The sequence below is a fragment of the Streptomyces sp. NPDC091377 genome (assembly GCF_044757045.1).
In the GTDB taxonomy this organism is placed as follows: domain Bacteria; phylum Actinomycetota; class Actinomycetes; order Streptomycetales; family Streptomycetaceae; genus Streptomyces.
Genome location: NZ_JBIVUE010000011.1, coordinates 1 through 11,789 on the forward strand (window position 1 = coordinate 1; position 11,789 = coordinate 11,789).

6 protein-coding genes are annotated in these 11,789 nt (G+C 74.2%); 1 reads left to right on the top strand and 5 read right to left on the bottom strand.

All coding sequences use genetic code 11. The features are described from left to right. On the bottom strand, positions 1-698 hold a 698-nt coding region (locus tag ACIQNG_RS23370; RefSeq protein WP_401487514.1), incomplete at its 3' end, for a maltotransferase domain-containing protein. A 1,582-nt stretch (positions 699-2,280) separates the two neighbouring features. On the opposite strand from ACIQNG_RS23370, the gene glgP reads away from it, so the two are divergent. Continuing rightward, on the top strand, positions 2,281-4,923 hold the full coding sequence (glgP, locus tag ACIQNG_RS23375) for an alpha-glucan family phosphorylase (RefSeq protein ID WP_401487516.1): 2,643 nt from the start codon (positions 2,281-2,283) through the stop codon (positions 4,921-4,923). A gap of 40 nt (positions 4,924-4,963) precedes the next feature. On the opposite strand, the gene ACIQNG_RS23380 is transcribed toward glgP, so the two are convergent. From ACIQNG_RS23380 to ACIQNG_RS23395, 4 genes are all read right to left on the bottom strand, one after another. Continuing rightward, positions 4,964-5,473, bottom strand: a complete 510-nt coding sequence (locus ACIQNG_RS23380) for a DUF1990 domain-containing protein (RefSeq protein WP_401432139.1) — start codon at positions 5,471-5,473, stop codon at positions 4,964-4,966. Positions 5,474-5,568: 95 nt separating this feature from the next. After that, positions 5,569-7,647: a M4 family metallopeptidase gene (locus ACIQNG_RS23385; RefSeq protein WP_401487518.1), complete on the bottom strand. Its 2,079-nt coding sequence runs from the start codon at positions 7,645-7,647 to the stop codon at positions 5,569-5,571. A 600-nt stretch (positions 7,648-8,247) separates the two neighbouring features. Further along, positions 8,248-10,014: an ABC transporter ATP-binding protein gene (locus ACIQNG_RS23390; protein WP_401487785.1), complete on the bottom strand. Its 1,767-nt coding sequence runs from the start codon at positions 10,012-10,014 to the stop codon at positions 8,248-8,250. Positions 10,015-10,061: 47 nt separating this feature from the next. Next, a complete protein-coding gene (locus ACIQNG_RS23395) occupies positions 10,062-11,765 on the bottom strand; it encodes an ABC transporter transmembrane domain-containing protein (RefSeq protein WP_401487520.1) in 1,704 nt (567 codons plus the stop codon). Positions 11,766-11,789 lie beyond the last annotated feature (24 nt).

Sequence of the window (11,789 nt, forward strand, 5' to 3'; positions counted from 1 at the left end):
AGCAACGGCATCGCCTCCGACACCGTCACCAGCTCCCGCAACGGAGACCGCTCCAGCACCTCCACCACCTCCGGCACCAACGCACCCGCCAGCCGGGCCGCGACGGGCCGGGACGCGTCGCGCAGGGCGGTGACGGCGGACCGTACGGCGGTGCGCGCGGCGCCCCTCGGGACGCCCTTGGCGGCGCGTTCGTGGAGGCGGGCGCCCTCCTCCAGGACGAGGTCGGTGTCGATCCCGGCCGGGATCTTGATGCCGGCCTGGTGCCGCCAGGTGGCGATCGGATCGCTCCACGCCTCGACCGTGAAGGTGTACCGTCCGGGCAGCCCGGCGGTGACGGTGGCCCCCCAGCGGTCGGAGCCGGGGGCCAGTTCACGCATCGGTGTCCAGGGCCCCGGACGGCCGTCGGGGCCGGTCAGGACGGCGTTGGCGGCGACCGCGTCATGGCCCTCGCGGAAGACGGTGGCCGAGATCTCGAACGCCTCGCCCGTCACCGCCTTGGCGGGCCGCCGCCCCCGCTGGACGCAGGGGGCGACATCGAGGACGGGGATACGGCCGACGGTCGTGGGGGCCCCGGCCGCGGGCCGCGCCACCGAGTCGGCGGCGGGCTCCGCGGCGGCACGGGTGCGCGGGGTGGTGGGTCGGGGGAGGGTTTCCGTGCCCGGTGTCGGACGTACCGGGGTGTGGTGCTTGGCGGGCATCGCCGCTCCTGTCCGCGTCAACAAGGGTGGGCCGATGGCTGGATGAGGGTGGGTCGGCAGGAGGTGCCTGCGAGGGTCCCGCAGAAACCTTCCCACCGAGGTCGGGTGGGCAATCCGGCGCATTGACAACTACTCACGCGTATGGCCGCGCGCGGGACCGGCCCCGTCCTCGGTGAACGGGCCCGGTGCGGAACGGGCCGCCGCGGCCAGCGCGGCACCCGCAGAAGCTTGTTCGGCGAACCGAGGCCCCTACCGGACACCTTGCCTGAAACCGACCCCGTCACCAAAGGCTCGGCCATCGAAGCGGGTCAGGCTTTCGGATGTCCGGACAAGGACGGTCCCCGCGCTCCCGCCGGGTGCCGCGCGGGCGCCGTGCGGGCGCCGGCGTACCGGAACGCGGCGCTCTGGTGGCGCCGTCGACCGGGCCGCCGGATACCTGTACGGCGGCCCGCGCCGGGTCTGCGCCGTCCTCGGGGCGCCGCCCGCGCGGGCGGGGCGTCGGTCCTCACCGCCGTGGTGCACGCCACCGCGGAGAGGCCCCCCACCCGGCGCGGACGCCGCACACGCGTCCGTGCCATGGTCGTGGTTCCCCTCATCGACTACGTGGGCAGCCTCTCGTGCGGGCCCGGGCACCACAAGGTGGCCTCGGGTTCCGGAATCGGCCATATCGAGCAGGGAGCTACGGGGGAGACAGGGGAGCGGGATGCGCAGAACGAGGTGACCCGTCGACGGGGGTCCGCGGCCTTCGGCGCCGGTGGGTCGTGGCCTTCGGCGCCGGTTGAGGGTGGCCGCCGACGCCGGTGGGTCGTGGCTGTCGGCAGCCGGTGGGTTGCGGCGGTCGGCGCTGGTGGGTCGTGGCTGTCGGCCTCCGGTGGTTCGCGGCTTTGGCGCCGGTGGTTCGTCGCCGTCGGCCTCTGGTGGGTCGTGGCCTTTGGCGCCGGTGGTCCGTAGCCGTCAGCCCCCGGTGGTTCGCGGCCGTCGGCCCCGGGTGGCATGAGTCCGTTCGGACACCGGGAGCGTGGCCGTTCAGGCCGATTCGCGGACCCGGGGGCCGAGCGCCCACGAGCGCGCCCGCGCCGCCGGTACGGTTTCCACCGACGCCGACCGCGACCCGGTCCCGCCCGATCACCGATCCGCTCCGATCACCGACCCGCCCTGATCACCGGCCCACCCTGATCACTGGCCCACCTTGATAACCGATCCGCCCCGATCACCGGCCCGTCCTGATCACCGATCCCCGCCCTGATCACCGGCCCACTCCGATCACCCATCCGCCCCAATCCTCGATCCGTCCCCATCCCCGATCCGCCCTGATCACGGTCCTGCCCGATCACCGATCCGACCTGATGGTCGACCGGGCCTGATGGTCGACCGGACCCCAGGTCGACCGGACCTGATGGTCGGCCGCCCCCGATCACCGACCCGACCTGATGGTCGACCGGACCTGATGGTCGACCGGACCCGAGGTCGCCCCGACCCCATGGTCGACCCGACCCGTACCCCGATTCAGCCCGATCCGTAACGACCTCCATCGACGCCGACGCGACGAGCGGCGTCGTCCCGCGATGCGCCGAGGTGGAATGTGAAGGCGATCCGTCGATTCACCGTCCGACCCGTTCTCCCCGAACCCCTCCACCCCCTCAGCGACCTGGCGCGCAATCTGCGCTGGTCCTGGCATGCCGAGACCCGTGACCTCTTCCAGGCCGTCGACCCCGCGTGCTGGGCCGCCTGCGGCGACCCGGTGCGGCTGCTCGGCGACGTACCGGCCGGACGGCTGGCCGAGCTGGCCGGGGACGACCGGTTCCTGCGCCGGCTGACCGCCGCCGCCGACGATCTGCGCGACTACCTCTCCGGCGACCGCTGGTACCAGCGGCGGAGCCGGCAGGACGCGCTGCCCGCCGCCGTCGCCTACTTCTCGCCCGAGTTCGGGATCACCGCCGCCCTGCCGCAGTACTCCGGCGGGCTCGGCATCCTCGCCGGGGACCATCTCAAGGCCGCCAGCGACCTCGGCGTACCGCTGATCGGCGTCGGGCTGCTCTACCGGCACGGCTACTTCCGCCAGTCGCTCTCCCGCGACGGCTGGCAGCAGGAGCACTACCCCGTCCTCGACCCCCATGAGCTGCCGCTGGTCCGGATCGAGGAGCCCGACGGCACCCCCGCCCAGGTGATGCTCGCCCTGCCAGGCGCCCGATTCCTGCGCGCCCGGATCTGGCTGGCGCAGGTCGGCCGGGTCCCGCTGCTGCTCCTCGACTCCGACGTGGAGGAGAACGACCTCTCCGAACGCGGCGTCACCGACCGGCTCTACGGCGGTGGCAGCGAACACCGGCTGCTCCAGGAGATGCTGCTGGGCATAGGAGGGGTCCGGGCGGTCCGTACGTACTGCCGGCTGACCGGCCACCCCGAGCCCGAGGTGTTCCACACCAACGAGGGACACGCGGGGTTCCTCGGCCTGGAGCGGATCAACGAGCTGAGCGCCGGCGGCGGCCCGTCCGGCCTGGACTTCGACGCGGCCCTCGAAGCGGTGCGCGCCGGGACCGTCTTCACCACCCACACGCCCGTCCCGGCCGGGATCGACCGCTTCGACCGTGACCTGGTCGCCCGGCACTTCGGCCCGGCCGCCGAACTCCCGCGCATCGACGTCGGGCGGATCCTGCGGCTCGGCCGCGAGACCTACCCCGGCGGCGAGGCCCACCTGTTCAACATGGCCGTCATGGGGCTGCGGCTCGCCCAGCGCGCCAACGGGGTCTCGCTGCTGCACGGCGAGGTCAGCCGGGAGATGTTCGCCGGGCTGTGGCCGGGGTTCGACGCCGAGGAGGTGCCGATCACCTCCGTCACCAACGGGGTGCACGCGCCGACCTGGGTCGCCCCCGAGGTGCTCCGCCTGGAGGCCGGGCGGCAGGCCGACGCCGCGGACGCCGCGGACGCCGCAGACGACACAGGGGAGGGTGCTGAGCGCTGGGACGCCGCCGCCGGTCTCGCCGACCCGGACCTGTGGCAATTGCGCCGGACCCTGCGCGAGCGGCTGGTGTCCGAGGTGCGCGAGCGGCTGCGGGCCTCCTGGCGGCAGCGCGGGGCGGACACCGCCGAGCTGGGCTGGATCGACTCCGTGCTCGACCCCGACGTCCTGACCATCGGATTCGCGCGGCGCGTCCCCTCGTACAAGCGGCTGACGCTGATGCTCAGGGACCGGGAGCGGCTGACGGAGCTGCTGCTGCACCCCGAGCGGCCGGTGCAGATCGTGGTCGCGGGCAAGGCGCACCCCGCCGACGACAGCGGCAAGCGGCTGATCCAGGAGCTGGTGCGGTTCGCGGACGATCCGCGGGTGCGGCACCGGATCGTGTTCCTGCCCGACTACGGCATGGCGATGGCCCAGAAGCTCTACCCGGGCTGCGACATCTGGCTGAACAACCCGCTGCGCCCGCTGGAGGCGTGCGGCACCTCCGGGATGAAGGCGGCGCTCAACGGCTGCCTCAACCTCTCGGTGCTGGACGGCTGGTGGGACGAATGGTTCGAGCCGGACTTCGGCTGGGCGATCCCGACCGCCGACGCCGCCGCCCTGGACGTCGACCGGCGCGACGACATCGAGGCGGCGGCCCTCTACGACCTGCTGGAGCAGCGCGTCACGCCCCGCTTCTACGAGCGCGGGCAGCAGGGGCTGCCGGACCGCTGGATCGAGATGGTCCGCCGCACCCTGACCCGGCTCGGCCCCAAGGTGCTGGCGGGGCGGATGGTCCGGGAGTACGTGGAGCGGCTCTACGCCCCCGCCGCCGGCGCCCATCGCGCCCTGGACCCGGACGCGGCGCGGGAACTGGCCGCCTGGAAGGCCCGGCTGCACCGCGCGTGGCCCGGGGTGAGCGTCGACCATGTGGAGACCTCGGCGGCCCTGCCCGGCGCCGAACTCGGCACGGCGCTGGCGCTGCGGGTCCGGGTGGGCCTCGGTGACCTGGGCCCGGACGACGTGGTGGTCCAGGCGGTCTCCGGCCGGGTCGACTCCGAGGACCGGATCACCGGCGCCTCGGTCGTCCCCCTCAAGCCGGTCGCCGGCCCCGACACCGAGGGCCGCTGGTCCTACGAGGGTCCGCTCGCCCTGGACCGCACCGGCCCCTTCGGCTACACGGTCCGTGTCCTGCCCGCCCACCGGCTGCTCGCCTCCCCGGCCGAACCGGGGCTGGTGGCGGTGCCGTCGGAGGAACTGGTGGAGGGGGCGGGGGTGCTGATGCGGTAGGACCTGCCGTTGCGGAGAGGCCGGTGCCGGGTCCCGGTGGTCAGGCTCCGTCGAGGTCGGCGCAGAGGCGGCGCAGGGTGGCGCCGCAGCGGCGGGCGTAGGCGTGCTGGAGGCCGCGGGTGGCGGCGCCGCCGGCCTTGGCGTACCACTTGGCGGGGCGGCTGAAGGCGGTGACGGTCAGCCAGACCGTGCCGTCGCCGGTGCGGTCCACGACGAAGGACTCCTCGCCGCTCTCGGGGTGCCCCTGGAGGGTGCCGTAGGCCCAGCCGGAGCGGCGGGGTTCGTCCACCGTCCACACCACCCGGCAGGGTGCTCTTATCAGTCCGGCCAGGGTGACGGTGACGTCGACGTCGGGTGCGGCCCGTTCGGCTCCGGCGTCGATGCCGAACCCGGTCGCCCGGTGCATCTCCCAGCCGCCCACGGCCTCCGCCGCCCGCCGGAAGAGCGCCTGGCCCTCGCCGATCCGGGTGCGTACGTGCAGCCGGTGGAAGCCCGGCGGGCAGAAGCCGGGGTCGCGTGTCGCGCCGACATCCTCGTAGGTGAAGGACATGCGCCAAGAGTAGGGCGGCACCCGTGACCGGTGGGAATCACGGGTGCCGCCTGCGTGGGTTCTTTACAGGGATCCCGGAGGGCCCTGCGGGTTCTTTACGGGAAGGTCAGCTTCCAGCTGTTGATGTAGCCGGTGTCCTGGGCCGCGGTGTCCTGGACCCGGAGCTGCCAGGTGCCGTTGGCGGTCTCGGAGGAGGCGTTGACGGTGTAGGTCTCCTGGACGTTGTCCGCGGAGTCGCTGCCGCTGGCGTTCTTCAGCCGGTACGCGGTGCCGTCCGGGGCGACCAGGTCGATCACCAGGTCACCGCGCCAGGTGTGCACGATGTTCACCTCGACCGGAAGGGCGGCCGGGGCGTTGCCGGTGCGTCCGGTGACGGTGACGGCGGAGTTGACGGCCGCGCCGTTGTCGGGGATCGCCACGTCCGCGGTGTTCTCGAAGGCGGTGCCGCCGCCCGGGCCGCCGGGGCGGGTGCCGACCGCGACGGCCGCCCACGCGTCCTGGACCGCCTTGTACTCGGCGCTCGTGGTGCCGTACAGCTCACCGGCGACCGCGAGGGTGCCGGTGCGGGCGGCGGCGTAGTTGGTGGTGGTGGTGAACTTGGTGGTGAGCGCCTTGACCCAGATCTGCTCCGCCTTCGCGCGGCCGATACCGGTGACCGGCAGCCCGTCGGAGGTCGGCGAGTCGTAGCTGACGCCGTTGATCACCTTGGCGCCGCTGCCCTCGCTGAGCAGGTAGAAGAAGTGGTTGGCGGGGCCGGAGGAGTAGTGCACGTCGATCGAGCCGATACCGGAGTACCAGCTGTCCCGCGACGAGCCGTCCCTGCTCGGCTTGTCCATGTACCGCAGCGGGGTGCCGTTGCCGCGGATGTCGACCTTCTCGCCGATGAGGTAGTCGCCGACGTCGCTGGTGTTGTTGGCGTAGAACTCCACGGCCGTGCCGAGGATGTCGGAGGTCGCCTCGTTGAGACCGCCGGACTCACCGCTGTAGATGAGGCCCGCGGTGGCGGAGGTCAGCCCGTGGGTCATCTCGTGTCCGGCCACGTCGATCGACGTCAGCGGCTTGAGGTTGCCCGCGCCGTCGCCGTACGTCATGCAGAAGCAGCTGTCGGACCAGAACGCGTTGACGTAGTTGTTGCCGTAGTGGACCCGGGAGTAGGCGCCGACCCCGTCCCCGCGGATGCCGTTGCGGCCGTGCACGTTCTTGTAGTAGTCCCAGGTCAGCGCGGCCCCGTAGTGGGCGTCGGCGCCGGCCGTCTCGGTGTTGGAGGCGGTGCCGTTGCCCCAGTCGTCGTCGGCTCCGGAGAAGAGCGTGCCGGTGCCGGAGGTGCCCCGGTTCAGGTTGTACGTGCGGTGGTTGCCGCGCGCCCCGTCCGTGAGGCTGTACGTCGATCCGGACTGGGTGGTGGTCAGCGGGACGGTGCCGCTGTACTGGGTGTTGCCGGTGCCGTTGCGCACCGCCTGCCAGTCGAAGAGCTTCTCGCCGGTGGTGGCGTCGGTGACGACGTGCAGTTCCTGCGGGGTGCCGTCGTGCTGGAGGCCGCCGACGACGGTCTCGTAGGCGAGGACGGGGGTGCCCTGGGCCGCCCAGACGACCTTGCGCGGCGCCCGGTCGACCTCGGGGCTCTCGGCCTTCTCGGCGCGGGCCTCGCGCAGCGCCTGGTTCTCGGCCCGGTCCTTGCCGACGGTGGCCTTCAGCGACGGCACGGCGATCTTCGCGCGGGTCGCCTTGACCGTGGCCTCGGTGGTGCCGTCCTTCGCCGTGGAGACGACCAGGTCGCCGCCGAGCACGGGCAGCCCGTCGTACGTCCGCTCGTAGCGGGTGTGCACGGTGCCGTCGCGGTCCTTGGTGACGTCACGGACGACGAGCTTCTCCTTGGCCCCGAGGCCGAGTCCGTCCGCGGTGGCGGCCTTGCCGGCGTCGGCCTCGCCGATCAGCGCGGTGCGCTGGGCGGGGGTGAGCTTGACGGGCAGGGCTCCCGGGTCCGCCGCGGCGACCGGCGCCGAGGGGGCCTGGCCGGGGGCGGCGGTCGCGGCGCCGGACTGCACGGCGGCGGCCAGGAAGGCCGCCACGCCGACGAGGGCGACGGCGGTGGCCCGGCGGTGCGGGGTGCGTCTGTGGGAGGAAGTACGGCTCAACACTGACTCCTTCTGCGTGGTCACGGGTCGCGCGACCATGGGAGACCGGGCGGCCGGCGGGTCGCCCGGGCAGAACGGGACACCAGATGCGTACGGCACGGGACTCACGGCGGTGTGCCGGTGGGGTTGCCGTGAGGCGGCCCTGGAAGGGTGGCACCGAAGGCCAGGTGTTGTCAGGAGCGCGTCAATAGGTTGGCCGGAACTCGTCCGTTGTCCAGGAGTCCAGGTTCGATAACCGGAGGCGATCAGCGGCCGTTGCCTTCCCCCACGCCTGGTCAAGGCCGGATCAAGGGCAGGTCAAGGGCGTGTGGACGCGATGTTTCCACGACCCGGACCAGACCGCTGCCCCCGGCCCGACCGCTGTCCCGGAACGACCGCCGCCTTTGGGCCGACCGCCGTCCCGGAACCTTCGCTGCCCGCGGACCGACCGCTGTCCCGGAGCCTCCGCTGCCCGCGGACCGATCCCTGTCCCGGAGCCTCCGCTGCCCGCGGACCGATCCCTGTCCCGGAGCCTCCGCTGCCCCCGGGCCGACCGCTGTCCCGGAGCCTCCGCTGCCCGCGGACCGATCCCTGTCCCGGAACCTTCGCTGCCCCCGGACCGACCGTCGTCCCGGACCGGACCGCCGACCCCGGGCCGGATCAGGGGGACGACTCCCCGTGCCAGGTCCGCCACAGCCGCGCGTACGGCCCGTCCGCCGCCACCAGTTCGTCATGGGTGCCGAGTTCGGTGAGCCGGCCGTCCTCCATCACCGCCACCCGGTCCGCGTCGTGCGCGGTGTGCAGCCGGTGCGCGATCGCGATGACCGTACGCCCCTCCAGCACGGCCGCCAGCGCCCGCTCGGTGTGCCGGGCCGTCGTCGGATCCAGCAGGGCCGTCGCCTCGTCCAGGATCAGGGTGTGCGGATCGGCCAGCACCACCCGCGCCAGGGCCAGTTGCTGCGCCCGCGAGCCGTCGGTGGGGTGAGCGCCCGCGCCCAGCCGGGTGGCCAGGCCGTCCGGCAGCTCCCGCGCCCAGCCGTCCGCGCCGACCGCCGCCAGCGCCGCCCACAGCCGTGCGTCGGTGGCCGTCGGCTCGGCGATCAGCAGGTTGTCGCGGACCGTGCCGAGGAAGACATGGTGCTCCTGGGTCACCAGCACCACCTGACGGCGCAGTTGCTCCGGGTCCAGCGCGGCCACCGGCACCCCGCCGACCGTCACCGCCCCCGCGCTCGGCGCGTCCACGCCCGCCAGCAGCCGGCTCAGGGTGGTCTTGCCCGCGCCGGACGGCCCCACCACCGCCAGCCGCTCCCCGGGACGCACCGTCAGATCCACCCCGCGCAGCACCTCGCCGCCGCGGTCGTAGGCGTACCGGGCGCCCCTGACGTCGATCCGGTCGCCCACCGGGACCGGCGCGGGGCCGGGGGCGTCGCCCGGCGCGGCCGTCCGCGGGGCCCGCGCGAGCCCCTCGATCCGGGCGAACGAGGCCCCGCTGCTCTGGAGCTGCTCCACCCGGATCAGGATCTCGTCCAGCGGCGCCCGCAACTGCTGGAGGTAGAGCGCCGCCGTCACCACCGCGCCCAGGCTCATCGCGCCCCGCTCGTACAGCGCCCCGCCGATCAGCAGGACACCTGTCACCGGGAGGACGTACGACACCTCCACGGACGGGAAGAAAACCGTGCGCAGCCACAGGGTGTGCAGCCGGGTGCGGCGGGACCGCTCCAGGGTGTCGCGGCTCGCGGCGACCCGCGCCCGGCCCAGCCCGAACGCCTCCACCGTACGGGCGCCCGACGCCGTCGCCGCGACGATCTCCGCCACCCCGGAGGTGGCCGCTCCCTCGGCGAGATAGGCGTCCCTGGCCCGGCGCAGATACCAGCGCAGAGCCAGGTGGATGGGGGTCAGACAGACCAGGCCGAGCAGACCGAACAGGGGGTCCAGGACGAAGACCGCGGCCAGCAGGAACAGCGCCTGCACCCCGCTGATGAACAGCTCGGGACCGGCGTCGCGCAGCGTCGTGCCGACGGCGGTCACATCGGCGGTGCCACGGGCCGTGAGGTCACCGGTGCCCGCGCGTTCCACGGTGGACGCGGGCAGGGCGAGGGTGCGGTGGACGAAGCGTTCACGGACCCGGGCGAGGGTGTTCTCGCCGAAGCGGTGCCCCGCGTGCCGGGCCCAGCGGGCGAGGAGGAGCTGGGCGACGGCACAGCCGAGCAGGACCGCGGCCAGGCGGTCCACCGTGTCCACGCCCGCTCCGGCGCGGACCTCGTCGATGACGCGGCCCAGCAGCCAGGGAGCGGCGAGACCGGCCAGGGCGGCGGCCGAGTTCAGGGCGAGGACGAAGGCGAAGAGCCGGCGGTCCGCGCGGATCAGCCCGAGGGTGGCGCGGCGCACGGCCGCCCGGTCGGCGACCGGGAGGTCGGGCGCGGCCACCGGGTCCGCCGTCCGGCGGGGGCGGCCGGGTGTGCTGTCCTCGGGTGTCACCGCGGTCCCTCCTCGGTGTCCCGGGTGACCAGCGACCGGTACTCCGGGTCCGTGGCGAGGAGTCCGTGATGGGTGCCGGTGGCCGCGGCCTTGCCGTCCGTCAGGAGGACGACGGTGTCGGCCTGGGCCAGGACCAGCGGCGAGGTGGTGGTGACGACCGTGGTGCGGCCCGCCCGGACCGCCTTCACCCGCGCGGCGACCGTGGCCTCGGTATGGGCGTCCAGCGCCGACGTCGGCTCGACGGTGAGGAGGATCTCCGGGGCGGCGAGCAGGGCGCGGGCGAGCCGGACCCGCTGGCGCTGCCCGCCGGAGAGGTCGCGGCCCTGCGCGGCGACGAGGGAGTCGGCGCCCTTCGGCAGGGCCTGGACGATGTCGGTCGCGGCGGCGGCGTGGAGCGCCTCGTCCAGGGCGGCCCCGGAGCGCCCCTCGGCGTTCACCATCTGCCGCAGGGTGCCCGCGAACAGGTCGGCCTCGTGATCGGCGAGCAGGATGCGGGCACGGACCTGGGTGAGGGCGATCGCGTCCAGCCGCACGCCGCCCCAGGTCGCCTCCGACGGGGCGTAGCGGGCCAGCCGTTCCACGACCGCCGCGGCGTCGGCCGGGCGCGCGGCGGCCAGCGCGGTGAGCCGGCCCGGCAGCACCCGCACCCCGGACTCGGGGTCGTACAGTGCCGCCGGTTCGGCGGGGGCGTCCGCGCCGCCGGGGTCCGGGGCGGGGGTCAGGCGCAGGAACCGTACGACCCGGTCGGCGGCGACCAGGCCGCGGCTGATCTGGTAGCCGCACTCCACGACGAACGCCAGCGGATGCACCAGCACCGCCACATAGCCGTAGACCGCGACGAGTTCGCCCACCGTGATCTCGCCGCGCGCGGCCTGCCGGGCGGCCAGCCAGCCGACCACGGCCAGGAACAGCATCGGCAGTCCGACGCCGAGCGCGTGCATCCAGCTGGTGACCGCGCCGACCCGGTAGCCCCGGGCGCGCAGCCGCGCCGAGTCCTCGCGGAAGGCGTCCGCGAACAGGCCCTTGCCGCCCAGCCCGTTGAGCACCCGCAGCCCGCCCGCCAGATCCCCGATCCGCGCGGTCAGCAGCCCCTGCAGCTCCCGGTACTCCGCCTCCCGGCGGGCCAGCCGGCGCACCAGGGGCCCGATCACCAGCACCACCACCGGCATCCCCAGCAGCACCACGGCGGCCAGCTCCGGGGAGACCGCCAGCAGCAGCGCGGCCACCACCGCGTAGGCGACGACCGAGCCCACGCCCGGACCGACCACCGTCAGGGACTGCGAGATCGTCTGCACATCGCCCACGCCGATGGTGGCCACCTCACCGGCTCCGGTCTGCGGCGCCAGCCGGGCGCCGAGCCGCACCGCGTGGTCGACCACCACCTTGACCGTGCGGAAGTTGGCGTCCATCCGCACCCGGGTCATCGTGCGGTGCCGCATGATGCTCAGCCAGGCGTTGAACATGCCCACACCGAACAGCGCCACGCTCCAGCCCACCAACGCCGGACGATCGCCCGCCGCGAGCCCGTCGTCCACCGCCCGCGCCAGCAGATACGGGGTCGCCGCGAGCAGCACCATCCACACACTGCCGAGCAGCGCCCCGCCCGCCGAGCGCCCCGGCTGCCGCCGCACCAGCCACCACAGATACCGGGCCGGGCCCCGCCGCTCCGGCGTCCCCGGATCCGCGTACGCGTCGATCATCCCGCTGCGTCCCCCCCTCGATGT

What these genes read in the sequence shown, in the direction of transcription:
- ACIQNG_RS23380 (WP_401432139.1), bottom strand. Translation starts at nt 5,473, where the DNA reads ATGTCCTTCACCTACGAGGATGTCGGCGCGACACGCGACCCCGGCTTC.
- ACIQNG_RS23385 (WP_401487518.1), bottom strand. Translation starts at nt 7,647, where the DNA reads ATGGTCGCGCGACCCGTGACCACGCAGAAGGAGTCAGTGTTGAGCCGT.
- ACIQNG_RS23395 (WP_401487520.1), bottom strand. Translation starts at nt 11,765, where the DNA reads ATGATCGACGCGTACGCGGATCCGGGGACGCCGGAGCGGCGGGGCCCG.